The organism is Arthrobacter sp. zg-Y40, from assembly GCF_020731535.1.
Lineage (GTDB): Bacteria > Actinomycetota > Actinomycetes > Actinomycetales > Micrococcaceae > Arthrobacter_B.
Window position 1 is genome coordinate 137,341 of sequence record NZ_JAJFZS010000015.1, and the last position, 23,784, is coordinate 161,124.

Annotated in this window: 20 protein-coding genes and 2 tRNA genes; 4 read left to right on the forward strand and 18 right to left on the reverse strand. The window is 66.2% G+C overall.

The window, feature by feature from the left end; genetic code table 11:
- Positions 1–20: 20 nt before the first annotated feature.
- The 11 genes from LJ754_RS15950 to dusB form a co-directional block, all read right to left on the reverse strand.
- Entirely contained in the window at positions 21–665 is a 645-nt protein-coding gene (locus LJ754_RS15950) for a CDP-alcohol phosphatidyltransferase family protein (protein WP_227913940.1), read from the reverse strand.
- Positions 666–701: 36 nt separating this feature from the next.
- Complete coding sequence (locus LJ754_RS15955) at positions 702–1,484, reverse strand: phage holin family protein (protein ID WP_227927321.1); 783 nt, start codon at positions 1,482–1,484, stop codon at positions 702–704.
- Between the two features lie 101 nt (positions 1,485–1,585).
- Complete coding sequence (locus tag LJ754_RS15960; protein ID WP_227927322.1) at positions 1,586–3,022, reverse strand: sugar porter family MFS transporter; 1,437 nt, start codon at positions 3,020–3,022, stop codon at positions 1,586–1,588.
- A gap of 129 nt (positions 3,023–3,151) precedes the next feature.
- Positions 3,152–4,582, reverse strand: a complete 1,431-nt coding sequence (locus tag LJ754_RS15965) for a sugar porter family MFS transporter (RefSeq protein ID WP_227913937.1) — start codon at positions 4,580–4,582, stop codon at positions 3,152–3,154.
- Positions 4,583–4,734: 152 nt separating this feature from the next.
- Complete coding sequence (locus LJ754_RS15970) at positions 4,735–5,907, reverse strand: NAD(P)-dependent malic enzyme (protein WP_227927323.1); 1,173 nt, start codon at positions 5,905–5,907, stop codon at positions 4,735–4,737.
- Positions 5,908–6,245: 338 nt separating this feature from the next.
- Positions 6,246–6,321, reverse strand: a tRNA-Asn gene (locus LJ754_RS15975).
- 138 nt (positions 6,322–6,459) lie between these two features.
- Positions 6,460–6,535, reverse strand: a tRNA-Asn gene (locus tag LJ754_RS15980).
- Between the two features lie 72 nt (positions 6,536–6,607).
- Positions 6,608–8,611, reverse strand: coding sequence for a DNA primase (dnaG, locus tag LJ754_RS15985; RefSeq protein ID WP_227927324.1), 2,004 nt, complete (start codon positions 8,609–8,611; stop codon positions 6,608–6,610).
- Positions 8,612–8,746: 135 nt separating this feature from the next.
- Positions 8,747–12,142, reverse strand: a complete 3,396-nt coding sequence (locus LJ754_RS15990; RefSeq protein WP_227927325.1) for a thioester domain-containing protein — start codon at positions 12,140–12,142, stop codon at positions 8,747–8,749.
- A gap of 139 nt (positions 12,143–12,281) precedes the next feature.
- Positions 12,282–13,565 (reverse strand): deoxyguanosinetriphosphate triphosphohydrolase, encoded by a 1,284-nt coding sequence (locus tag LJ754_RS15995; RefSeq protein WP_227927326.1) that lies wholly within the window; start codon positions 13,563–13,565, stop codon positions 12,282–12,284.
- 8 nt (positions 13,566–13,573) lie between these two features.
- The gene (gene dusB, locus LJ754_RS16000) at positions 13,574–14,746 is read right to left on the reverse strand and encodes a tRNA dihydrouridine synthase DusB (protein WP_227913932.1); all 1,173 of its coding nucleotides are present in this window, start codon (positions 14,744–14,746) and stop codon (positions 13,574–13,576) included.
- A 131-nt stretch (positions 14,747–14,877) separates the two neighbouring features.
- Here dusB and LJ754_RS16005 point away from each other — a divergent pair, with 131 nt between their 5' ends.
- Complete coding sequence (locus tag LJ754_RS16005) at positions 14,878–15,456, forward strand: TetR/AcrR family transcriptional regulator (protein ID WP_227927327.1); 579 nt, start codon at positions 14,878–14,880, stop codon at positions 15,454–15,456.
- A gap of 101 nt (positions 15,457–15,557) precedes the next feature.
- Here LJ754_RS16005 and LJ754_RS16010 read toward each other — a convergent pair whose 3' ends face one another.
- The 3 genes from LJ754_RS16010 to LJ754_RS16020 all read right to left on the reverse strand — a co-directional run bounded on the left by LJ754_RS16010 (position 15,558) and on the right by LJ754_RS16020 (position 19,052).
- Positions 15,558–16,463, reverse strand: a complete 906-nt coding sequence (locus LJ754_RS16010; RefSeq protein WP_227927328.1) for a GNAT family N-acetyltransferase — start codon at positions 16,461–16,463, stop codon at positions 15,558–15,560.
- Positions 16,463–17,851: a glycine--tRNA ligase gene (locus tag LJ754_RS16015; RefSeq protein ID WP_227913929.1), complete on the reverse strand. Its 1,389-nt coding sequence runs from the start codon at positions 17,849–17,851 to the stop codon at positions 16,463–16,465. Before LJ754_RS16015 ends, LJ754_RS16010 begins: the two co-directional genes overlap by 1 nt.
- Positions 17,852–18,038: 187 nt before the next feature.
- Positions 18,039–19,052 (reverse strand): DMT family transporter, encoded by a 1,014-nt coding sequence (locus LJ754_RS16020; protein ID WP_442860344.1) that lies wholly within the window; start codon positions 19,050–19,052, stop codon positions 18,039–18,041.
- A 76-nt stretch (positions 19,053–19,128) separates the two neighbouring features.
- Between LJ754_RS16020 and LJ754_RS16025 the strand changes: the two genes are divergently transcribed.
- The gene (locus tag LJ754_RS16025; RefSeq protein ID WP_227913928.1) at positions 19,129–19,359 is read left to right on the forward strand and encodes an RNA-binding S4 domain-containing protein; all 231 of its coding nucleotides are present in this window, start codon (positions 19,129–19,131) and stop codon (positions 19,357–19,359) included.
- Positions 19,360–19,395: 36 nt separating this feature from the next.
- Here the strand turns inward: LJ754_RS16025 and LJ754_RS16030 are convergent, their stop codons facing one another.
- Positions 19,396–20,049: an alpha/beta hydrolase gene (locus LJ754_RS16030; protein ID WP_227913927.1), complete on the reverse strand. Its 654-nt coding sequence runs from the start codon at positions 20,047–20,049 to the stop codon at positions 19,396–19,398.
- Between the two features lie 74 nt (positions 20,050–20,123).
- On the opposite strand from LJ754_RS16030, the gene LJ754_RS16035 reads away from it, so the two are divergent.
- The gene (locus LJ754_RS16035; RefSeq protein ID WP_442860187.1) at positions 20,124–20,987 is read left to right on the forward strand and encodes an SGNH/GDSL hydrolase family protein; all 864 of its coding nucleotides are present in this window, start codon (positions 20,124–20,126) and stop codon (positions 20,985–20,987) included.
- On the opposite strand, the gene LJ754_RS16040 is transcribed toward LJ754_RS16035, so the two are convergent.
- A complete protein-coding gene (locus tag LJ754_RS16040) occupies positions 20,984–21,304 on the reverse strand; it encodes a hypothetical protein (RefSeq protein ID WP_227927329.1) in 321 nt (106 codons plus the stop codon). The two genes, LJ754_RS16035 and LJ754_RS16040, sit on opposite strands and share 4 nt — an antisense overlap.
- A 30-nt stretch (positions 21,305–21,334) precedes the next feature.
- On the reverse strand, positions 21,335–21,757 hold the full coding sequence (locus LJ754_RS16045) for an SRPBCC family protein (RefSeq protein ID WP_227927330.1): 423 nt from the start codon (positions 21,755–21,757) through the stop codon (positions 21,335–21,337).
- Between the two features lie 111 nt (positions 21,758–21,868).
- Between LJ754_RS16045 and LJ754_RS16050 the strand changes: the two genes are divergently transcribed.
- Positions 21,869–22,642, forward strand: a complete 774-nt coding sequence (locus LJ754_RS16050) for a VOC family protein (RefSeq protein ID WP_227927331.1) — start codon at positions 21,869–21,871, stop codon at positions 22,640–22,642.
- A 13-nt stretch (positions 22,643–22,655) separates the two neighbouring features.
- Here the strand turns inward: LJ754_RS16050 and metX are convergent, their stop codons facing one another.
- Complete coding sequence (gene metX, locus LJ754_RS16055) at positions 22,656–23,780, reverse strand: homoserine O-acetyltransferase MetX (RefSeq protein ID WP_442860345.1); 1,125 nt, start codon at positions 23,778–23,780, stop codon at positions 22,656–22,658.
- Between the last annotated feature and the right edge of the window lie 4 nt (positions 23,781–23,784).

Genomic DNA, 23,784 nt, shown 5'->3' on the forward strand with positions numbered 1-23,784 from the left:
CGCGGGCCGGCGCTGCGGTCCTAGGGTGCATGGCCGGTTCCGGTTCCGGCAGGCACATCCCGGCCGCGCAGGAGGCGGTACTTATCCCATGCCGCCGCCAGGTATCCGGCCGCTGCAGCCACATGTCCGATGCAGCCCATGGCCAGCACCGTGGTGCCGGCGGCAGCCAGCCACTGGAAGTCATAACCCTGCACACGGTCCAGCAACAGCAGGGGCGCCCCCAGGAGCAGCAGCGCTGTCCGGATTTTGCCGAGCACGCTCACCGGCAGGTCGGGGCTGCCGCGGAAAAGGAGCAGGGAGTTGATGGTCAGCACGGCGTCGGGAACGGCGATGCTGAGGATGAGCCACACCGGGGCAATCCCATCCACCACGAAGGTTGCGGCCACAATGATCAGCGCGAGGCGGTCCGCCACCGGGTCCAGCCATTGCCCGGTCCGGGACACCTGGTTCAGCCGGCGGGCCAGGTAACCGTCAATCCAGTCCGTGCAGCCCACCGCCACCAGCGTGATGAAGGCGCTTCCGTACCGGTCCTGGGCCACGAGGCAGACGAAAAGCGGGATCCCGAGAAAGCGAAGGACCGTGACCAGATTCGGTACGGTCCAGAACCCGTCCGTCACGGTTGTTTCCGTGTCAGGACGTGTTCCGGCACCGATGAGTCTGATCACGGTCCGTTCCCCTCGTCAAAGATGTACGAGTACAGCTTACTTTCGAGCCAGCCGGCGGAACATGATGAGCATGGCCAGCAGCGAGGCGCCCATAACCGCAAGCGGCTGCCAGCGTTCCTTGATCATGGCCAGCACGTCATCTGCCGGGGAAGCAGCGGAGCTGCCGTTGCCGCGGGACGCGGCTGCGCGGCGGGACTTCAGCTCCTGGATGCGTGCCTTGACGTCCACCTTTTCGCCAAGTCCGTCACGGACGGCGGCAAGGTGCTCGCGGCGCTGGCGGGCGCGGGTCCGCAGTTCCTCGGGGCTGGGCTGCTTGGGGCCTTCGGGCTTGTCGGCCTTCTCTGCCTTCTTGTCCTTCTTTTCCTTGGCCTCCTTGGGCTTATCCAGCGTGGCCGGATCAAAGCGGCGGCCTTCCTTCAGCACGCCGACATCGTAGCGCAGCCCGCGGATGGCCTCCTCGGGAAGCAGCGGCAGGGTCTTCTTGAACCGGCTGAAGCCAAGCAGCCCGGCAATTGCCGCGATCACGAGGAACAATGCCGCCACCAGCAAGGCGGCCAGCCAGGCCGGCATCACCAAGGACAGCGCCATGATGGCCGCAACGATCAGCGCGATGGCCAGCGCGGCTACAAACAGCAGGGCAACAACCATGAAGGCGGCGGCGATGCCGGCCTTGATGCCCTTTTGCTTCATTTCGGCCGTGGCGAGGGCGAACTCGTCATTCAGCTGGCGCGGAGTCAGCCGGGCCATCACCTTCGCCAGCCCCACCAGCGAAGAGCTTCCCGCCGTCCGCTGTGTCCGAGTGCTAGCAGAGCGATTCATGCGCCCAGCCTCCGTCCCCTGTTCACTATTCACCGTAGCCATAACCCCAAATTACCATTCCCCTCATAGTTAACACCTTGCCCATTCGCATCACGTACCGGTCAGGCGGTTTCCAACCCCTCGCGGTCCTCGAGTTCGCGCCCGGAGAGTTCGGGCAGCTTGGACTTGACGAACCAGAAGGACAGCACGGAGAAGGCGGTGAAGATGGCGTACATAATCCAGACCCCGAAGTTGTCACTGACCCACGGGAAGGCCAGGGTCACGATGAAGTTGAAGATCCAGTTGACCATCGCGCCCAGCCCCAGGGCCAGGGAACGGATGTTGTTCGGGAACACCTCGCCCAGGGTGACCCACATGACCGGGCCCCAGGTGGCGGCAAAGAAGACCACGAACAGGTTCGCTCCTACCAGGGCCACCGGACCCCAGATGTCGGGCAGGGACACTTCGCCGTTGACCGTCTCAGCCTGCAGGAAGGAGATGGTGGCGGCCAGCAGGCCGACGAACATACCCGCGGAACCGATCATCAGCAGCTTGCGCCGGCCAATGCGGTCCACGAAGGCAATGGCGACCAGGGTCATGACCACGTTGACCACGGAGGTGATCACCGACGTCGTGAATGAATCACTTTCACTGAAGCCCACGGACTTCCACAGGGTGGTGGAGTAGTAGAAGATCGCGTTGATGCCCACCAGCTGCTGGAAAGCTGCAATGGCCATGCCCACCCAGAGGATCGGCTGCAGGCCGAACTTGGGGCCGCGCAGGTCGCGGAACGTCGGCTTGGGGCTCTTGAAGCTGTCCCGGATATCGGCGATCTTCCGGTCCGTGTCCGTCACGCCGGAAATGGAGCTGAGCACCTTCGCGGCTTCTTCGTCGCGGTTGCGGCGAACCAGGAACTGCGGCGATTCCGGAATGGTCAGGGCGAGGACGCCGTAAACCACGGCCGGAACAACGCCCACCAGGAGCATCCAGCGCCAGGCGGCGATGCCTCCCCAGAGTTCCCCCAGCGCACTTCCCGCCGAGTTGGCCAGGAAGGCATCGGAGAGCAGAGCGGCAAAGATACCCAGCGTGATGGCCAGTTGCTGGACTGAGCCCAGCGCACCCCGCCATTTTGCCGGCGCCACTTCGGCAATGTAGCCCGGGGCAATAACGGAGGCAGTACCGATGGCCAGGCCGCCGATCAGGCGCCAGAGCATCAGGTCCCACTCGCTGAAGGCGAAGGCCGAACCCACCGAGTTCGCGGCAAACAGCACCGCCGCACCCACCATGACCGTTTTGCGTCCCAACCGGTCTGCGAGCTGGCCAGCAAACCAGGCACCCACGGCGCAGCCGAGCAGCGTAATGGCCACGGTGAAGCCCAGGATGCCCGGGCTCAGGGTGAATTCTTCACCGATGGCGTCCACCGCACCGTTAATGACGGCGGTGTCAAAGCCGAAGAGCAACCCGCCCACGGCAGCAGCGACGGTGACGCCAATCACCCTTCCGGGGTGGGCAATCCGTTCGGATCCGCCCTTATTTGGTCCTGGCTGAGTCGCGCCCATCGACCGTTCCTCGTTTTCTGTTGGATTACTGAATACATAAGACTGCTGTCAAAACACTTAAGCCTACGCATAACCCTAGGAGTGCTTGTCCGGGCAGGGTAGCCGCAATGGCCAACCGGGGACAGATGGTCACTGAACGATGCGTCCCGATTCCAGGTCCCGGCCCTTGAACTCGGGCAGCGCCAGCTTTACGAACCAGAACGAGGCGAAGGCGAAAAAAGTGAAGGCAGAATAGGCAAATGCCGGGCCCAGCGAGGTGTTAACCCAGGGAAAGGCGAGGGTGATGATGAAGTTGAAGACCCAGTTGACCATGGCGCCGATGCCCAGTCCCAGGGAACGGATCCGGTTGGGAAAGATCTCCCCAAGTGTCACCCACATCACAGGTCCCCAGGACGCACCGTAGAAGACCACAAACAGGTTTGCGCCGATCAGGGCCACAGGTCCCCACCCGCCGGGCAGCGAAACGCCGCCGCCGGTGTCCACGGATTGGGAGAAGGCTATGGCAGTGGCGAGCAAGCCCAGGGTCATTCCAACGGACCCGGCCAGGAGCAGCTTCCGCCGGCCCACTCTGTCCACGAATCCGATGGCCACCAGGGTGGTCAGCACGTTGACCACCGCGGTGATCACCGACGTCGTAAAGGAGTCCTCTGTGCTGAATCCCACTGACTGCCACAGTGTGGTGGAGTAGTAGAAGATCACGTTGATCCCCACCAGCTGCTGCAGGGCGGCCACCGTCATCCCGATCCATAGAATGGGCTGCAGTCCGAAGGCCGGGCCGCGCAGGTCCCGGTAGCGGGCACGGGAAGCGGAGGAGAAGCTCTCCCGGATCTCGGATACCTTGGCGTCTGTGTCATCAACGCCGCTGATGTCCGCCAGGACGTGTTTGGCCTGTTTGTCCCGGTGTTTTCGGATCAGATAGTGCGGGGATTCGGGAATCAGCAGGGCCACTATCCCGTAGAAAACGGCCGGCACCACACCCACCAGCAGCATCCAGCGCCAGGCTTCAAGCCCCCACCACAACTGCTGCAGGGCGCCGCCGCCGGAGGCCAGCAGGGCATCCGAAAGCAGTGCCCCGAAGATGCCCAGCGTGATGGCCAGCTGCTGCACGGAGCCCAGGGCGCCGCGCCATTTCACCGGGGCAATCTCCCCTATGTAGTCCGGCGCAATCACCGACGCCGTGCCGATGGCCAGCCCTCCGATGAACCGCCAGATCATCAGCTCCACGTCGCTGCCGGCCAGTGCGGAACCGATCGAGTTCGCGGTGAACACGATGCCGGAGACCACCATCACGGCCCGCCGGCCCCACAGATCGGCCAGCTGCCCGGCAAACCAGGCGCCAACGGCGCAGCCCAGCAGTGCGATGGCCACCGCGAAGCCCAGGGCACCGCTGCTGAGGCGGAACTCCACGCCGATGGCATCCACTGCGCCGTTGATCGCCGAACTGTCAAAGCCGAAAAGGATCCCGCCCACCGCCGCACCGGCGCAGACTAGGATGGCCTTCACTGGGTGCTTGACCTGGTCCCGGTCCTCCGGGGCTGGGGGTACGGCCTCTGATGACATGCCTGCTCCTCGAGGTCAGCTGTGCCGGTCCCCCACGGCGCCGTCGGGGAGTGTCCCGAGGCCCCTCCACGCGAATTAAAAGCCTACGTCCATGGCGTTCGCCGGGAACCCCTCCCACCGCAAATCGTGCGGGTTCTGTACCGCATTGGCAGCTAGGCCGGGGCCGCGGCAGCGACCGCAGCGGCCACGGCTGGCGCCACGCGCGGATCCAGCGGGCTCGGCACAATGTAGTCCGTCCGCAGCTCCTCCCCCACCAGATTGGCAATCGCCGCTGCAGCGGCGACCTTCATGGCCGGCGTGATCCGGCGGGCACCGCTGTCCAGCGCTCCGCGGAACACCCCGGGGAAGGCCAGGACGTTGTTTATCTGGTTTGGAAAATCGCTGCGGCCGGTGGCGACGACGGCGGCGTACCGGCGGGCGGTGTCCGGGTGCACCTCCGGGTCCGGGTTGGAGAGGGCGAAAATGATCGCATCGGGCGCCATTCCGGCCAGCAGCTCCTCTCCGACGGTTCCGGAAGATACCCCAATGAACGCGTCGGCCCCCTGCAGCGCTTCGGCTGCCCCGCCGTCGACGCCGCGGGGGTTGGTCCTGGCGGCGAGGTCCTCCTTCACGCTGGTCAGGTCTGTGCGTCCGGGGCCGATCACTCCCCGGGAGTCCAGGACTACGACGTCGGTGATGCCGGCTTCCAGCAGGATGTTGGCACAGGCGACTCCGGCGGCACCGGCACCGGAGATCACCACCCGCAGTCCGGCGAGCTCCCGGTCCGTGACCCGGGCGGCGTTCTCCAGGGCGGCAAGGACCACAATGGCGGTACCGTGCTGGTCATCATGCATGACCGGGCAATCCAGGGCCTCGATCAGCCGCTGTTCCAGTTCGAAGCAGCGCGGGGCGGAAATGTCCTCCAGGTTCACGGCGCCGTAGCTGGGACGCAGCCGGACCAGTGTTTCGATGATCTCGTCCACGTTGGTGGTGTCCAGCACCAGCGGAATGGAATTCAGTCCGCCGAAGGTACGGAAGAGGGCCGATTTACCTTCCATCACCGGCAAAGATGCTGCCGGACCGATGTTTCCCAGCCCCAGCACGGCGGTGCCGTCACTGACCACCACCACCAACCGCGAGGCCCACGTGGTGGTTGCCGCCAGTGCCGGATCGGCCGCGATGGCACGGCTGACCTGGGCCACCCCGGGAGTGTAGGCAATGGACAGTGCCCGCTTGGAGTCCAAGGGCAGCTTCGTTCCCACGGAAAGCTTGCCGCCCTCGTGCGCCGCGAAGATTTCTTCGACGCTGATGGGCTGGGTGATGTTTTCAGAGGCAGTGGCAGACATAGCGGTTCTCCAACTGTTGGGTCCAGGGAAGGTCCGCCCTGCCGGTCCGGGATGAACGGACATGCAGAGCGGATACCGGAAGCCGTGGGGCTCCGGGCCAGGGGCAACAGGATGTGATGCCTTTACTGCCCGCGGGCGGGGCCCGGTGATGCCGGGCCGAGCCGTGACGGGCGCGATTACGGCCAGTGTAGGCGCATAGCTGTGCCTGCGGGCAAGTATGCTCTTTCGGCGTGCCGGGATGCCGGGCGGCAAGGCCGGAAAACGGGACACGGTAGAGGCAAAACGGGGGGATACAAAAAGGGTCTGCACCCGGATGACTCCGGCTACAGACCCTTTGCTGGCTCCCCCGACTGGACTCGAACCAGTAACCCTTCGATTAACAGTCGAATGCTCTGCCAATTGAGCTACGGGGGAAAGCGGCGTCCTCAACTATACAGGAACTTTCGGGTGCCCACGAACCGCGGGGGTGCAGTGGTCTGTGCTGCCCGCCCGGCTTACGAAGCAGGCAAGAAAAAGCCCCCGGCCCATGTAAACACGGGCCGGGGGCTTCGTTGGCTCCCCCGACTGGACTCGAACCAGTAACCCTTCGATTAACAGTCGAATGCTCTGCCAATTGAGCTACGGGGGAAAGCGCAGGTTTTACTTTACAGAGGTTTTCCCCGGAAACGAAATCGGCTTCCAGCCCGCAGAATCCGGGCCGTTACTGGTCCCCGCGCAGGGCCCGCCGCTGCATCTCCAGGTCCATCAGCTCGCGGTTGAGCTGGTGGAACAGCTCCGGGTCGGCATTGGGATCCAACCGCTGCAGCTGGCCCAGTTTTTCCGCCTTCAAATGCGTCACCTGCAGCTCAAACAACCGGTTCAGGATGTCCCGGCAGTACAGCGCCAGGGCATCGGCGTCGCGGGCCGGCAGCGGGGTAACGGCCAGTTCACTGACGAAACCGCGCAGCGCGTCCGGCAGTTCCTCCCGCACCCGCTCCACCCAGGCAGCCGGAACCGTTCCGGCGTCGCCGGCGGCACGGATCGCATCATGGACTGCCACGTAGGCCGGCACCGTGAACCGTGCCGCCTTGAACCGCTCCCACTGGCCGGCGTCGAGCAGGCCCGGCTGCTGCAGCGCAACTTCCAGGGCCTGGCGCTCCATCCGGGCGGCGGGATCATTCGGGTCGGGGCGGTTGAAGGCGGGGGCTGCCTCCGGCTCCGGCTGCTGCTGCTGGCCCTGCGGGTTCCGGTTCTGGCCGTACTGCTGGCCCTGCTGGCCGTAGTCCTGCCGACCCTGCTGACCGTAGTCCTGCCTGCCCTGCGTTCCCTGCCGCTGGCCTCGGGAGTTCGACGCCGGCGTGTCCGTGTTCTCTGCACCGGAACCTGCCGTGCGGCGCTTGGCGGCCGCGTTCACGGCCCGGGTGACGTCGTCGACGTCGGTGCCCAGCCACCCGGCGAGCTCGCGCGAGTAGGCGGGCCGCATGGCCGGGTCACGGATGTCCGCCACTACCGGTGCGGCGGCCCGCAGGGCGGAGACCCGGCCCTCCACGGTGTTCAGATCGAACTTGCGCAGGGTTGAACGGATTGCGAACTCAAAGAGCGGGCGCCGTGAGGAGATCAGCTCCACCACTGCTGAATCACCGTGCGTCTGCCGGATGTCGCAGGGGTCCATCCCGTTGGGATCGACGGCCACGTAGGTCTGCGCGGTGAACCGCTGGTCCTCCTCGAACGCGCGAAGTGCCGCCTTCTGCCCGGCGGCGTCGCCGTCGAACGTGAAGATGACCTCTCCCCCGGTTCCGTCGTCGGAGAGCAGCCGGCGGGCAATCTTGATGTGGTCGGTACCAAAGGCGGTGCCGCAGGTAGCCACCGCGGTGGTGATGCCGGCCAGGTGGCAGGCCATCACGTCCGTGTAGCCTTCCACCACCACGATCTGGCGGCTTTTGGCGATGTCCCGTTTGGCGAGGTCGATGCCGTAAAGCACTTGCGATTTCTTGTACAACGGGGTTTCCGGGGTGTTCAGGTACTTCGGCCCCTGGTCATCTTCGTAGAGCTTGCGGGCACCGAAGCCGATCACGGAGCCGGTGAGGTCGCGGATGGGCCAGATCAGCCGCCCGCGGAAGCGGTCATAGAACCGGGAGGCGTCCGAGCCGGAGGAGAACATACCGGTTTCGGCCAGTTCGGGACGGGTGAAGCCCTTGGTGGTGAGGTGCTTGAGCAGCGAGTCCCAGCCCTGCGGGGCGTAACCGACGCCGAAGTGCTCGGCGGCGGCCGGATCGAAGCCGCGCTCCTGCAGGAAGCTGCGCGCCGCAGCGGCACCCGGAGTGCCCAGCTGGCTGCGGAAGAACTCTGCGGCCACCTTGTGCGCGTCCAGCAGGCGCTGGCGCTTGCCCACGTCTTCCTTGCGCGGACCGGTGCCGCCATCTTCGTAGTGCAGCTCATAGCCGAGCCGGGCCGCGAGCTTCTCCACCGTCTCGGAGAACGTTCCGTGGTCCATCTTCTGCACGAAGGAGATGACGTCGCCGCTCTCCCCGCAGCCGAAGCAGTGGTACGTGCCCACCTGCGGCCGCACGTGGAAAGACGGCGAGCGCTCGTCGTGGAAGGGGCACAGACCCTTGAAAGAGCCGATTCCGGCGGACTTGAGTGTCACGTATCCGTCAATCACGGCCTTGATGTCAGTGCGCAGGCGCACTTCATCGATATCTTCACGCTTGATCAGTCCGGCCATGACTTCAACTTTACTTCCACCTTCCTAATCCCTTCCCGATCAGGAAGTGCGGGGACCGCACCAACAGGCGTGCTTCCCGCGGGAGGTCCGGACTTCTCCAGGCGTCCGGACCTCCCTTGGCCTTCGCGAGCGCCCCTACCCTTTCAGATGCTCCTCGTCCCGTCGCCGGCTGAGGTATAGGCCCAGTCCGCCGAGCAGGCATAGGCCCGCACCCAGGGCCGCATAGGCCCCGGTGGCTGATCCAACCCCCGTGGCGGGAAGGTTGGGTCCAGCCGGCTTGAACGGTGCAGGGGTCGGCTCGGGCTTCGGTTCCGGCGTTACTGCCGTGTAGGTGTTGGTGATAGCAGCCGTAACGGTTTCGCTGGCCGGCACCGTAACCGGACCGGGCAGCTCGGACTCCACGGTGACGGACGCAGTGGCCCCGGTGCTGGTCTCCGTGACGGTGCACTCGGCGCCCGCGGTAAGGCCCGCGAATTCCGTGGACACGTCGCCTGTGCTGCCGGCAGGGATGGTCACCGTTTCATCCAGCGCGGACCCATCGGTGCCGCACCGGACTGCCAGGACAACCTCACCCTGCCCGCCGGCTGCGGCCCCGGTGATGACCTTGGTCACCACCAGCGTGCCCGGGTTGAAGCCGTAGGTGTTGGTCACCGTCAGCTCCGCGCCGCCGGCCGCCGGGATAGTGACCGGATCAGTGATCACCGTGTCCACCGAGACCGTCGTTGTTGCCCCGCTTTCAGTCTCCGTGACAGTGCATTCCGTGCCCGCGGGCAGCTCCTCGAAATTCCTGGTCACCGTTTCGGCGGTCCCGGCGGGAATGATCACGGTTTCATCCAGGACCGAACCGTCCGGCCCGCAGGTCACCTGCAGCACTACTTCGCCCTGCGCTCCTGCCGCGTCACCGGCAAACTCCTTGGTGACGGCCAGGGTTCCGGGGGTAAAGGTGTACGTGTTGGTTACCGTCGCACTGTCCCTGCCGCCGGGCGCTATGGTGACCGGTGTCGGGAGCTCGGAGCTGACCTGGACAAACTCAGTGGCTCCGGTGACCGGTTCCGTGATGGCACAGGAGGCACCTGCCGGAATGTTCAGGAACTGTGCACCTACCTCTCCGGTCTCTCCGGCAGGGATCTCCGAGGATTCCTCGAAGACCGTTTCCCCGTCCAGAGTGCAAAGCACAGCTACCTCCACCGCGTCCTGGTTTCCGGCTGCCTCACCGGTAATGAGCTTGGTGACGATCAGGGTGCCGGGATTCTCGCTATAGGTGTCCGTCACAGTAGCCGTGGCGGTGGCACCTGCGGCGATGGTCACGGAATCAGGCAGGTCCACCACCACGCCTATTTCAGTACTCTCCCCCGTGACGGGTTCAGTGACGGCGCAGCTCGCGCCTTCCGGGATGCCGGTCAGGGTGCCCGCCGCAACGGTTCCGGTGGCACCGGTTGCGACGGTGAAGGTCCCCTCTGCCACCACCGCGCTCTCCAGAGTGCAGGTTACCTCCAGGGTGACCTCGCCCTGCTCGCCCGCTGCCGGGCCGGCAATGGTCTTGTTCAAAAGAACTGTCCCCGGATTAACTGTGTAGGTATCCGTGACAGTAACCTCCACGCCGTCGCCGGACGGGATGGTTACTGCTCCGCCGGCCGGATCGATCACGGTGCTGACGCTGACCTCTGTGGTCGCACCGTCCGCTGTCTCCGTGACCGTGCAGGTGGTCCCGGCAGGAAGGCCCGTGATTTCCTCCGTCGTCGGTTCGGTGGTTCCGGCCGGAATGGTGATGGTTCGGCTTGCGCCGGAGCTGCAGGTGACCTGGAGGGTAACCACGCCCTGGCGGCCGGCTCCCTCACCGGCGATGTCCTTCCGCACTGCAAGCGTCCCGGGGTTGAACGTGTACGTGTTGGTCAGTGCCGCCGTGACGCTTCCCGCCGCCGGAACCGTTACGGTTCCTTCGCCAGCCACGTCCACTGTCACGGCCGTGGTTTCACCGGTGGTGGTTTCCGTTACGGTGCAGCTGGTGCCCGCATCAAGGTCGGGGAATTCTGCTGCCTCCGGAACCAGTGTCCCTTCGGGAATCGTCACTGTGGTGTCCAGCACAGTGACGCCGTTCAGGGTGCAGACCACGGAGATCGTCACCTCGCCCTGCGCGCCGGCTGCCTCCCCCGTATTGGTTTTGGTAACCACCAGTGTCCCGGAGGTGAAGGTGTAGGTGTCCGTGACCGTCGCCGTCGCCGCGGTACCCGAGGGGATCGTCACTGCAGTCGGCACAATGCTTGTGCTCACCTGGACGCTTGCATTGGCACCGGTGGTGGGCTCGGTAATGGTACAGACGGAACCTGCCGGGATGTCGGTGAAGGTTTCCGACGGCGCCCCGGTGGATTCGGCGGCAATGTTAAAGGTGAACTGGTATCCCGGTCCGCAGTCGATGTTGATCACCACCGCGTCCTGGCTGCCCGCGGCGGGGCCTTCAATGGACTTGGTGACGGTCAGGGAGCCCACCTCGAAGAACTCCGCGGTGGCGCTGGCAGAGGAACTCAGCTCGCGGGTGGCGGCCAGGATCAGCTTCTGCGCGGCCTCCACCCCGGGGGTCCCGCCGTCGTACAGATAGACGTTACCCGTAGGGACGGTAACCGTGGCCCGCGCCGTCACGGTGGCCGGGCCGGTGCCGCCGTCCTCGCTCCGCACCCATACCTGGGTGCCGCTGGCTACGGGATTGGTGAGTGGAACCGTCCCTGCCGCATCCGCAAAGAGGCCGAAGCCTTCATCAGTCGTTACGGTGATTTCCGCTGCCTCCGAAGTGACGGTGTACGGTCCCGCAACCCCCGTGACCGCTGCTTCGGCCGTGGCCGGGGTAATGGAGATATCCGGGGCGTCCGGCTCGGTGAGCGGTCCCGCAGCAATTGTGTCGTTCACGATGGACGCGACGGCGGAATACAGGTTGTTGGTGGGATTGACCACATAACCGTCCGTGAAGAACCAGATGGCGGCCTGCACGGCGGCGGCTTTCCTGTTATTGGTAAGTCCGGCGGGCTCATTGGTATTCGGATAATAGGTGTTCAGGATCCGGTTGACGTATCCGATGTTGGGCACGTTGGACTCATCCCATGACCCGTTCTCATACCCGTAGCCGATGCCGGTAGGTGTGCGCAGATCAATGCAGTACATCTGTGCCGTGGTGGTCCCGTCGACTTCCTGGGTGTTGATGATCCCGGCGAAAGCCACGGTCTCCGGCTCGTAGCCGGCTGGTATGGACGTGGGATAGGCCGTTATCGGCCAGCTGGTTCCCACCGGTGGCAGTGCTCCCGGCACATTGCTGACACCGGCCCCCGTGGAGGTGATGACAATATCGGTATTGGCCTCCGCGACCGGCGCCTCATTCGGCGGCGGTCCCGGATCGATGACAGCCTGCGCAGGCACCGCGAGCGGAACGGCCATCAGCAGCAGGCCCGTCAGGAACACCAGGACGCTGCGGAACCGGGATTGCCGGGTCCATCCAAAGACGTGGCGGCGGGGGCGGGGTACACGGGATTGCTGGGGGCTCATCAGGACCTCGGGTGCGCTCGATCGGCCGACATCTCCCGAATCGGAAGACGCTGAACCACCCCGCGCCAGAGGCTAACTGCCCAAAGGGCCGTCCACCAGAGAGCAGCCATGCAATCCTGCAAAGATCCCGGGAACGTCCTTACCAGAGCGCGGGAACCGGTCCTACCAGCCGCTCGTGCAGGGCAAGCGCCGAACCGTCCGTGAGCGAAGCCACCTGGTCCACGACCACGCGCAGCCGGGCGCCGTCGTCGGCCGCGTCCTGCCAGTCGGCAGCGAACATCGGCTCCAGGTGCTTGTCCCCGGTGGCGGAGAGCTGGGCAACCAGGGCCGTGAGGATCTCCCGCTGGCGCTCGTACAGCGGCTGGCGCTGGTCGGTGGTCATCACGAAGGTGGTGGCCAGGCCCTTCATCACTGCGATTTCCAGTGCGGTGTCCTCGGGGACCACCATCTGGGCGTTGTAGCGCGTCAGCGGGTCCCTGCCGTAGATGCCGCGGGTGGCTTCCAGAGCACTGTTGCAGAACCGGCCGATCAGCTGGCTGGTCATGTCCTTCAGCGCGGCCATGGCGCGGCGGCTGCCGTCGGACTCCCGGACCCACACCCGGGTGGCTTCCAGCCGCGCCAGTGCCGCCTCAATGGCGGCGGGGTCGACGCGGGGCAGGTACCACTGCTGCGTGTAGCCGACTACGCGGGCCCGCTGGTCGGGGTTGTCCAGCCACTTGAGCTGCACGTGGCCGGCCACAATGGCGTCCTCGACGTCGTGTACGGAGTAGGAGATGTCATCGGCCAGGTCCATGACCTGGGCCTCCAGGCACGAGCGTCCGGCGGGGGCGCCGTCGCGCAGCCAGGTGAAGACCGGCAGGTCATCCTCGTACACGCCGAACTTGGTGGTGCGGTGCCCGTTGACCAGCGGGGCGTCCGCAATGGACCAGGGGTACTTGGTGGCGGCGTCCAGGCTGGCACGGGTGAGGTTCAGCCCGGCCGGCGTGCCGTCCGGAGCGATGATCTTCGGTTCCAGCCGGGTCAGCAGCCGCAGGGTCTGGGCATTGCCCTCGAACCCGCCGATGGCGTGCGCAATGTCGTTCAGCGCGGTCTCACCGTTGTGGCCAAAGGGCGGGTGCCCCAGGTCATGGGAGAGGCAGGCAGCATCGACGACGTCGGGGTCGCAGCCCAGCGCGTTGCCCAGTTCCCGGCCCACCTGGGCCACTTCCAAGCTGTGCGTCAGCCGAGTCCGGACGAAGTCATCCGTATCCGGTGCCACCACCTGGGTTTTGGCCCCGAGCCGGCGCAGCGCGGAGGAATGCAGCACCCGCGCCCGGTCACGGCCGAACTGCGTGCGGTTGGTGTTTTTGGCCGGCTCGGTAACCCAGCGGGCCAGGTCAACATCGGTATAGCCTGCGGTGGAAACTGCCTGCGGGAAGGTCATGGGTTGCTTTAGCCGCCTGATACGTCGAGTTCAGCTGCCGAAATGATGGCTTTCTGGGAGGCGTTCAGTTCCCGCCCGTCCAGCCAGCCTTCCGGCAGCGCTGTCTTTTTGGGTGTGCCGGCCCGTCCGCGCGGTCCCTCGGCGTCGGCGCCGGGGTACGGAGCTTCGGGATCCAGCTGGTCCAGCAGTTCACGGAGCACCGCCAGGGACGGTACCGTCGCCAGTTTAGCGCGGAGGTCTCCCCCGACCACGTAGCCCTTGAAGTACCAGGCCATGTGCTTGCGGATGTCGCGCAGGGCAATGACTTCGTCCCCGAAGGTCTCCACCAGCAGCTCGGCGTGCCGGTACACGCTGTCCGAAACCTGCTTCAATCCGGGCCGGTGCCGTTCGGTGCTGCCCTCGAAGGCGGCCTCCAGGTCACCGAACAGCCAGGGCCGGCCCTGGCAGCCGCGGCCGATGACGACGCCGTCCACACCGGTTTCGCGCACCATCCGGATCGCGTCCTCGGCGGACCAGATGTCGCCGTTGCCCAGGACGTTCATGTCCGGCAGGGCTTCGCGCAGTTCGGCGATGGCAGACCAGTCGGCCTTGCCGGAGTAGAACTGCGAAGCCGTGCGGCCGTGCAGGGTCACCGCGGCCACTCCGGAGTCGCGGGCGATCTTCCCCGCGTCGAGGAAGGTCAGGTGGTCCTCGTCAATGCCCTTGCGCATCTTGATGGTGAGGGGCACGTTGCCGCGGGAAGCTTCCTTCACGGCGGTCTGCACAATGGCGGTGAACAGGTCCAGCTTCCAGGGCAGCGCCGAACCGCCGCCCTTGCGGGTGACCTTGGGCACCGGGCAGCCGAAGTTCAGGTCGATGTGGTCGGCGCGGTCTTCCTCCACCAGGAGGCGGACGGCTGCACCCACGGTCTTGGGGTCCACACCGTACAGCTGGACGGAGCGGACCTTTTCGTCGTCGTCGTGCTTGATGATGCGCATCGACTCCGGCGAACGTTCCACCAGGGCGCGCGAGGTGACCATTTCGGTCACGTAGAGGCCGCCGCCGTATTCACGGCAGAGCCGGCGGAAGGCCTTGTTGGTAATGCCGGCCATGGGAGCCAGAATCACCGGGGTGTCCACGGTGATGGGGCCTAATTGCAGCGGGGGAAGCTCGAGCTTGAGCTCCGGAGATAGAACAGTCACCTGTCTATTCTCGCAAGTGGATGCAAATCCTGCTCAGGACACCGCTGGACCATCCGGTAAACGCGCCCGGTTGCGCCGCCAACTAAGATCAGTGGAAGAGAAGTTTTCCACCGTGAAGGACGTACTGCCGCATGCCACGCGAATCCGGAACCCAGCGCGCCATACTGGATGCCGCGCTGGAACTAGCCGCGGCGAACGGCATCTCCGGCACCACCATGGATGACGTGGCCGAACGGGCCGGCGTGGCCAAGGGCAGCCTCTATTACAACTTTTCCTCCAAGGACAAGCTTTTCGAGAAGCTGACGCTGGAGGGTGTGGGCTCCCTGACTGATTCGCTGCGGACAGCACGAAGCGGCCGAACGGGCTGGCCGGCCATCGAGTCCATGGTCCGGGCCCTCCTGGAACTGCTGTGCGCAAACCGGGCGCTGGCCAAGCTGATGGCCGCGGAAATCCTGCGCACCGACCGCACTTGGCAGCACTCCATGCACCTGCTGCGCCAGGAGGCACTGGCCGAGTTCGTTGAACCGATCCGGGAGACCGTGCAGGAGAACGGGACCGACGGCCCGGACAATGTGATGCTGATAGCCGGCAGTGTTTTCGGCGCCACCCTGATGGCTGCCCTGGACTGGCTGGTGTTTGACCCCGAACGCCCGCTGGAAAAGGTCACGGACTCAGTGCTGTATGCCCTCTCCGGCCGGCTCAAGTCCTAGCCGCTCTTTCCGGCCGCAGCCGCCGCAAACAGAAAAGCGGCGGCCCCCGGAATCGAAGTAATCCTCGATGCAGGGACCGCCGCTTTCGGCGCCGGTAACGCCTAGTCGCTGAGGATCAGCGTTTCGCTGCCGACCTGCCGGGCCACCCCGGCACGGGTCAGCGGTTCCAGTGCGCGGACCACGGCAGTCATGGACTCGTCGATTTCCAGCTGCACCGGATACTGGTACGCCAGCATGGCGATGAGCGACTCCACGGCGGCCTGCGCCTCGGCGTCGTCCAGCGTGGTGTCATAGCCCACCAGCACGTCGGCAGGCTCGTCAGTGCGTTCCTGCGTGTAGCTCACCGCGAAGGCGGCAATCTTCCCGCCGTCCTTCTTTGGCTTGTCCCGCAGCACAATGGCGCCGGAGGCACCGGTGGCGTCATTGAGCAGCATCTGCTGGGCCCGGCCCAGGTTCATGTCCGCCCGGTCCCAGCCGTGCACCGAGTTGTAGAACTCCGTCACCGCTGAGGTCAGCTCCACCGAACCGGTGGCGGCCTCGTCCAGCTGGGGACCGTCGTCGGTGAACACGGGCAGTTTCAGCTTGCCCGGCTCCACCACAATCACGGCCGAGCGCTGGATGGGGGTCAGCCCGGCAGCTTCGGCGAACTTGGCGCCCGGCGTGCCCGGCTCCACCTTCGCGCGCAGCTTCCGCACGCCCGACGGCGCGGACTCGGCTTCCTTGCGCAGCATGCCCAGCAGGGTGCTGCCGAGGCCGGTGCGCCGGTTTTCCCGGGCTACCTCCACGTAGGCCCAGAGCCGGTCCGGGTGCAGGCTGGTCTCGTAGACCACCCCGGCGGCCACCGGGATACCGTCGTCTTCGGCCACAATGCAGCGGCTCCACGGTTCGTTGGAGGACGGGCGGAGCACGGCACGAAACTGGCCGGCCTGCACGCTCTCCGGATCGCCCCAGAGCTGGTTCAGCTTGAGATCGTCGTCTTCACGCCATTCGCGGAATGAAAGAGCCATTACGCGCCGATCAGGCGTTCGGCGAGGTAGCCCTCGACCTTGTCCAGGCTCACCCGCTCCTGGGCCATCGTGTCGCGTTCACGCACGGTGACGGCCTGATCCTCGAGGGTGTCGAAGTCCACGGTGATGCAGAACGGGGTGCCGATCTCGTCCTGGCGGCGGTAGCGGCGACCAATGGCGCCGGCGTCGTCGAAGTCGATGTTCCAGTTCCGGCGCAGCTGCGCGGCGAGGTCCTTGGCCTTGGGCGAGAGGTCCTCGTTGCGGCTCAGCGGCAGCACGGCGGCCTTGACCGGGGCGAGGCGCGGATCCAGTTTCAGGACGGTGCGCTTGTCCACTCCGCCCTTGGCGTTGGGGGCCTCGTCCTCGGTGTAGGAGTCCACCAGGAACGCCATGAAGGAACGGGTCAGGCCGGCGGCGGGCTCAATCACGTACGGGGTGAACCGCTCGTTGGTGGCCTGGTTGAAGTAGCTCAGGTCCGTGCCGGAGTGCTTGGAGTGCGTGCCGAGGTCGAAGTCGGTGCGGTTGGCAATGCCTTCCAGCTCGCCCCACTCGGAGCCCTGGAAGCCGAAACGGTATTCGACGTCGGTGGTGCCCTTGGAGTAGTGGCTCAGCTTTTCCAGCGGGTGCTCGAACAGCCGCAGGTTTTCGGGATCGATGCCCAGGCCCACGTACCAGTTGAAGCGGTTTTCGATCCAGTACTTGTGCCATTCCTCGTCCGTGCCCGGCTCAACGAAGAACTCCATTTCCATCTGCTCGAACTCGCGGGTGCGGAAGATGAAGTTACCCGGCGTGATTTCGTTGCGGAAGCTCTTGCCGATCTGGCCGATGCCGAACGGTGGCTTCTTCCGCGAGGTGGTCAGCACGTTGTTGAAGTTCACGAAGATGCCCTGCGCGGTTTCCGGGCGCAGGTAGTGCATCCCTTCCTCGTTGGCCACCGGGCCCAGGAAGGTCTTGAGCAGGCCGGAGAATTCCTGCGGTTCGGTCCACTGTCCCTTGGTGCCGCAGTTGGCACAGGCAATATCGGCCAGGCCGTTCTCAGGGGCGTGGCCCTTCTTTTCCTCGTAAGCCTCTTCGAGGTGGTCGGCACGGTAGCGCTTGTGGCAGCTCAGGCACTCGACCAGCGGATCGGAGAAGACCTCCACGTGGCCTGATGCTTCCCAGACCTGGCGCGGCAGGATGACGGCCGAGTCCAGGCCTACGACGTCGTCGCGGCCGCGGACCATGTGCTGCCACCACTGCTTCTTGATGTTTTCCTTGAGCTCGACACCCAGGGGGCCGTAATCCCATGCGGACCGGGAACCGCCGTAAATCTCACCCGACTGGAAAACGAAGCCCCTGCGCTTGGCCAGGGAGATGATCGGATCCAGCTTGGATTTGGTCGAAGCCATGGAATGGTACCGCCGTTCTTTTCGTGTATACAGGGCCGCTGGGTGCGGTCCGCTCGTGGTCCCGGGCCCGTCCGCGCAGCTTCAAAGGGCATGCGGGGACAGTGCCAACGGGCAAAGCTTAACTACCAGCTTAAGGCGAGCAGGGCCCGCCCACCTACCGGAGCCGTTCGGTGCGTCGCTGCCCGTCTCAGCGGGGCGTGCCGGCGGTGTCCGGCCGGGAGGAACGGCGACGGCGGAACGGACCGCCGCCGGGCATGTTCCACGGCAGGGTGGCCAGCACAATGGCGGCCAGGGTCAGCAGGGTGCCGAGCACCGTGGCTGCCACCACTGTGGTTCCCGGGGCCGGGAAGACAATATCGAGCAGCAGGGAGCCGATCAGCTGCCCGCCGATCAGGCCGAGGCTCGTCAGCAGCACTCCCAGGCTGCGCACCAGCAGCGCTGCCAGGCCAATAAAGACGCACCCCATCGGGCCGCCCAGGTACAGCCACCACTCTCCCGGCAGCGGGTTGCCCCGACCGGACACAGCCACCTTGATGCCCCACATCACGGCCAGCAGGACGGTGCCGGAGATGAAGTTCACCAGCGTGGCCGTGATGGGAGTGCCGTAGTGCATACCCGTAGTGCCGTTCATGGCCTGCTGGAAACTCATCAGCATGCCGGCCGTCAGCGGCAGCAGCACCGGCAACAACCAGGCGGACGGATCCTGCCCGCCGGTCAGCTTCGGGCTGACAGCCCAGGCCACCGCGGCAATGGTCAGCACCGCTCCCACCACGCGCATCACGGTCAGCGCCTTCTTACCGGCGGGGCCGATCCCGAGCCGGTCCACCACCAGTCCGGTCAGGGTCTGCCCGGCGACTGCGGCCACCGTGAACACGGCCACGCCCAGCACGGCGACGGTAAGGGTCTGGGAAAGAACAAAATAGCCGCCGATCATGCCGGCCAGTACGTAGTAGCGCGGAAAGCGCCGTTCGCGCAGGGCAGGCAGCAACTGGGAGGCGCCGGCGCGCCCGCGCGGAAGGACGACGCTGATGGCGCTCATCACTACCAAGCCAACGGTAAAGCTGACCAGTGCAGCGGCCAGGCCGTCGTCAAGCCGCTGTCCGAGGGTTCCGTTCACGCGCGTCTGGACCGGCATGGCGACGCCGGCGAGGAGGGACAGGGGCAGACCGATCAGCGGGGACATCCGCACAGCATTTGGCACGCGTCCACCCTACCGCCGCCCGCGTGCCCGCCGTTCCCCTGCGTCCGGCGCCGTCGTCATCGGGCAGAATGGAAGCATGAGTTCCCCCGATGCCCAAGACCTGCCCATCCGCGACGAAATGATCCGCCTCGGCCAGCTGCTCAAACTCGCGAACCTGGCCGAAGACGGCATCCATGCCAAGCAACTGATCGAAGACGGCCTGGTGAAGGTCAACGGCGACATCGAGGAGCGGCGCGGCCGGCAGCTGCACGCCGGTGACGAAGTAACCGTGAACGGTGAAACTGTCCGGATTGTCCGCGAAGGCTGACCTTTCGGCCCGGACGGCGGCGCTGGGACGTCCGGATTAGGACGTCCGGGCGCCGCGCAGCACCGTATGCGTGAGGAATTCCTTCACGTGCCCCAGCTCCTGCATGTTAATGCCGTGGCCCATGTTCGAGTACAGGATCTTGGTCAGCGCAGTGTGCGTATTGAGCCAGGCGTGCGTGTATTCGATCCGGGCTGCGTCGATCACCGGGTCGGCCTGGTCCCGGCCCCAGAAGAACGGGACCTTGCGCTCCGCCAGCTCGCCGTCAGAAAAGAACGCGTGGTCCTGCGACGGCACTACAAAACCGGACAGCCCGACGACGGCGGCGAAGTCCCGGGGGCGGTGGCGCAGCAGCGAGGTGGCAACGGCCATCCCCATGGAGAAGCCCAGCATGCTCACGCTGCTGTGCCCGGTGCTGATGCCGTCCAGCCAGTCGGACACGGCGGATACTGAGTCCACCACGGCCTCCACGGAGTAGTCGGCGTCAGCCGTCAGCGGGAACCAGGTGTAGCCGGGGCCCATTGCCTGCGGGGCCCGCACCGAGGCGATGGTGAACTCTGCCGGGAGGTAGTCGGTGAGGCCCATGAGGTCCTCCTCGTTGGCCAGGTGACCGTGAAAAAGGACGAGCAGCGGAGTGCCGGCGCGTTCGGCTTCAGGCTTGGACCACAGGACAACGGGATTCTCGAAAGTCATGGGTCCAATTCTGGCACGCCCTTATTTACAACCTACGGTCGCGTAGCCTGCGGGCCGTTTGCAAGAATTGACCAGTGAGTACAAATTACCTGTCCCAAGCCGCTCCCGCCCCCGAGTCCGGACGACAGCAGCCGCCGGCTCACCTCTGGTCCCGGATGGTTGCCATGGGCGATTCCTTCACCGAAGGCATTGGCGATCCCGACCCGAACAGTCCGGGCGGCAACCGCGGGTGGGCGGACCGCGTGGCCGAGGAACTCGCGTCAGGCCAGCCCGACTTCGCTTACGCGAACCTGGCTATCCGCGGACGGCTGCTCAACCAGATTGTCGACGAGCAGCTGGAACCGGCCCTGGCACTGAAGCCGGACCTGGTGACCATCTGCGCCGGCGGAAACGACGTCATCCGTCCCGGCGGCGATCCGGACCGGCTGGCCGAACGCATGGACGGAGCCGTGGCCCAGCTGCGCGCCGCCGGTGCCGGAGTGGTCCTCTTTACCGGCCCGGACCTCGGGAACACTCCGGTGCTGAGCAGCGTCCGGGGCCGTGCCGCCATCTACAACGAGAACCTGCGGACCGTAGCCAAACGGCACGGCGCCGTCGTTGCGGACATGTGGGCGCTGCGCGAACTGAACGATCCGCGGATGTGGGCTCCGGACCGGCTGCATTTCTCTCCGCTGGGCCATCACACCATTGCGGCCATGGTGCTGGACACCCTCAATGTCCCGCACACCCTGGAACCGCTGGAAACCAAACCCCTGCAGGCCAAGAAATGGCGTGCCGCCCGGTCCGAGGACCTGGTCTGGGCCCGGGAATTCCTCCTACCCTGGGTGGTCCGCCGGGTGCGCCATCAGTCCTCCGGCGACGGTATTTCCGCCAAGCGGCCCGAGGCCGGCCCCATGTTCGGGGCACCGATGCCGCAGGGCGCCGGCGAAGCCGACTAGCGGCCCTGCGCGGCCGGCTGGCCGGTGCGCCCGCGCCGGCCCAGCCGGAACCCGCCCCAGAAGGCAGCGGCGAGCAGTCCCGCCGCCACAAGCAGATACCCCAGCTGCATTCGTCCGGTGAGCATCAGCAGCTTCCCCGGCCCGGTGCTTTCCTCCAGCGGCCCGTAGGCAAACCAGCCGAAGGACTCCACCGGTGCGGTGGCGGCCAGGACGACGCCGGCAACCACCAGCGCCGCTGCCGCCAGCGGGACCATTGAGGCCTTGAGGATCCTGGCTGCCGGGCTGCGGCGGCCGGGCACATCTGCTGCATTGCTCATGGCGGCAAGACTAACCCGCGCCGCGCCTGCTCACTTCTCTGCCTGCTCGATCAGGTTCGCCAGATGGAAGGCCCAGCCCTCACGGTGCGCCTCGGATAACGCCGGCCCCGATTTCAGGGCGGCGAACCCGCTCTCGGTGACGGCGACGTCGGTCGCGCTGCCCTCCCCGCCGTCGTCGTCCGCCGGCGTGAGTTCAAAGCTGACCACTGTGTGCGCCTCCCAGTCCGGAGCTGTCCAGCGGAAGGAAAAAAGGCGGCCCGGGGCCACGGCCAGGACCGTGCCGCTGGCCGTATGCTCCACCCCGTCCTCCATCCAGCGCTCCTGCAGCGGAGAGCCGGGATGCGGCGAGAAATCCATGTCCGGCCACCACGCCGCCCGGTTGTCAACGAGTGCATGCCAAAGGGCCTGCGGCGAGCACTGGGCCCGCCCCTGCAGATGGATCCGGTCAGTCATGGCATTGTTTTCGCACGGATAGGCCCTGCTGGCAAGGGCACCGCCCTGTTGCCCGGCGGGCCCAGTTGATATAGCTGGGACTCCCGGCCCCCACCCGAGAGCAGGACTGCCATGCCCGAAGTGTCCGCCCCGTTTCCCGCCGGCGCCCCGTGCTGGGCGGACCTGGCCAGCTCCGACCCGCAGCGGGCCAGGGAGTTTTACGCCGGGTTGCTGGGGTGGGAGGCTGCTGTGTCCGAACCGGGCGGGTATGCCGACTTCCTCCATCGGGGCTCGGCGGTGGCCGGACTGATGCCCAACTCCCCCGAAACCGCCTACCCGGATACCTGGACGGTATACCTGGCTTTCGGGGATGCCGCCGGTTCAGCGGATGCGGCTGCCGAGGCCGGCGGGCAGGTGATGCTGGATCCGCAGCAGGTGGGGACCAAGGGATCAATGGCCCTGCTCGGTGACCCGTCCGGAGGAACCATCGGCATCTGGCAGCCGGCGGACCATCCCGGATTCGCGCGGATCGACGAGGCGGGGGCACCGGTCTGGTACGAGCTGCTGACCAGCGACTATCCGGCCGCCCTGCGGTTCTACCGGGACGTCTTCGGGTGGGAGACCGAAGTCCTCTCCGATACCGCCGACTTCCGGTACACCACCGTCCAGAGCAACGGCCGGCCAGTAGCCGGCGTGATGGACGGCGCCGCGGACCTGCCCGACGGGATCCCCTCGCACTGGGAGCTCTACTTCGGGCACACCGACGTCGACGCCGCTGCCGACCTGGCCGAGGAACTGGGCGGGGCGGTGCTCACCCCGCCCGAAGACTCCCCTTACGGCCGGATGGTCCAGCTGGCTGATCCCACCGGTGCAGCCTTCTGGCTGATGGAGGCCGAGGCAGACTAGCCCGCCCCGCGGCTCACGCGAAAAACGCCGCCCGGAGCGGGCCGGAAATCTCCTGCGCGTTGGTCAGGAAACCGTCATGCCCTATCGGTGCCCGGATCAGGTGCACGGAGGTACCCCGGGGCAGGGCCGCGGCCAGGTCGGCTGACTGCTGTGGAAAGTACAGCCGGTCCGACTCGACCGCCGCGATGAAAAACTCGGCACCGGTCCCCCGCAGTGCCTCGCGCAGGGATCCTCGTCCGCGCGCGACGTCGTGCCCCGCGAGCGCTTCAGTGAGCACCAGATAGGTGTTGGCGTCAAAGCGGTCCACGAGTTTTTCCGCCTGGTGGTCCAGGTAGCTTTCCACCGCGTAGCGGCCCCTCTGTGCCGGGAGCGCGGAACCGAACGGGTCCTCGGTTCCCTGCGGACTGCGCCCGAACCGGTACTCCAGCTCCGGCTCGGACCGGTAGGTGATGTGCGCAATCCGCCGTGCCAGCCCGAGCCCGGCCAGCGGCGGGGCACCGTTGTAGTAGTCCCCGCCGTTGAACGCCGGGTCCAGCCGGATCGCGGCCAGCTGCGCCTGGGCAAAAGCGATCTGCTCCGCGGTGCTGGCCGCCGTCGCCGCAATGACGGCACAGCGTTTCACCCGCCCGGGTTCGGTAACCGCCCATTCCAAGGCCCGTGCTCCCCCGAGCGAACCGCCCAGCACGGTGTGCCAGGCCCGGATTCCGAGCAGGTCGGCCAGCCGTGCCTCGGCGCGCACCGAGTCGCGGACGGTAACAAACGGGAACCGGGATCCCCAGGGCAGTCCCTGCGGATCCGGGGACGAGGGACCGGTGGAACCGTAGCAACCGCCCAGCATGTTCGCGGCCACCACATAGAACCGGTTGGTGTCCACGGTTTTGCCCGGCCCCACCAGGTCATCCCACCAGCCCGGTTCATCCGTATCGCCGCGGGCCACATGGGTGCTGCCGGTCAGCGCATGGGCAATAAACACTGCGTTGCCGGCATCGGCGTCGAGCCGTCCCCACGTTTCGTAACCGAGGACGACGTCGGGCAGGTAACCGCCCGTTTCCAGGTCGAGTCCGCCAATGGAGGCGAACTGCAGCACCCCGTCCCGGTCGGTGACGGGGTGCTGCAGAGCGGGGTGCCGGATCGCCACGGAA

Coding starts and splice junctions, on each gene's coding strand:
- LJ754_RS15955 (WP_227927321.1), bottom strand. CDS start 1,484: ATGAATCGCTCTGCTAGCACTCGGACACAGCGGACGGCGGGAAGCTCT.
- LJ754_RS15960 (WP_227927322.1), bottom strand. CDS start 3,022: ATGGGCGCGACTCAGCCAGGACCAAATAAGGGCGGATCCGAACGGATT.
- LJ754_RS15965 (WP_227913937.1), bottom strand. CDS start 4,582: ATGTCATCAGAGGCCGTACCCCCAGCCCCGGAGGACCGGGACCAGGTC.
- LJ754_RS15970 (WP_227927323.1), bottom strand. CDS start 5,907: ATGTCTGCCACTGCCTCTGAAAACATCACCCAGCCCATCAGCGTCGAA.
- dnaG (WP_227927324.1), bottom strand. CDS start 8,611: ATGGCCGGACTGATCAAGCGTGAAGATATCGATGAAGTGCGCCTGCGC.
- LJ754_RS15990 (WP_227927325.1), bottom strand. CDS start 12,142: ATGAGCCCCCAGCAATCCCGTGTACCCCGCCCCCGCCGCCACGTCTTT.
- LJ754_RS15995 (WP_227927326.1), bottom strand. CDS start 13,565: ATGACCTTCCCGCAGGCAGTTTCCACCGCAGGCTATACCGATGTTGAC.
- LJ754_RS16005 (WP_227927327.1), top strand. CDS start 14,878: ATGCCACGCGAATCCGGAACCCAGCGCGCCATACTGGATGCCGCGCTG.
- LJ754_RS16010 (WP_227927328.1), bottom strand. CDS start 16,463: ATGGCTCTTTCATTCCGCGAATGGCGTGAAGACGACGATCTCAAGCTG.
- LJ754_RS16015 (WP_227913929.1), bottom strand. CDS start 17,851: ATGGCTTCGACCAAATCCAAGCTGGATCCGATCATCTCCCTGGCCAAG.
- LJ754_RS16025 (WP_227913928.1), top strand. CDS start 19,129: ATGAGTTCCCCCGATGCCCAAGACCTGCCCATCCGCGACGAAATGATC.
- LJ754_RS16030 (WP_227913927.1), bottom strand. CDS start 20,049: ATGACTTTCGAGAATCCCGTTGTCCTGTGGTCCAAGCCTGAAGCCGAA.
- LJ754_RS16040 (WP_227927329.1), bottom strand. CDS start 21,304: ATGAGCAATGCAGCAGATGTGCCCGGCCGCCGCAGCCCGGCAGCCAGG.
- LJ754_RS16045 (WP_227927330.1), bottom strand. CDS start 21,757: ATGACTGACCGGATCCATCTGCAGGGGCGGGCCCAGTGCTCGCCGCAG.
- LJ754_RS16050 (WP_227927331.1), top strand. CDS start 21,869: ATGCCCGAAGTGTCCGCCCCGTTTCCCGCCGGCGCCCCGTGCTGGGCG.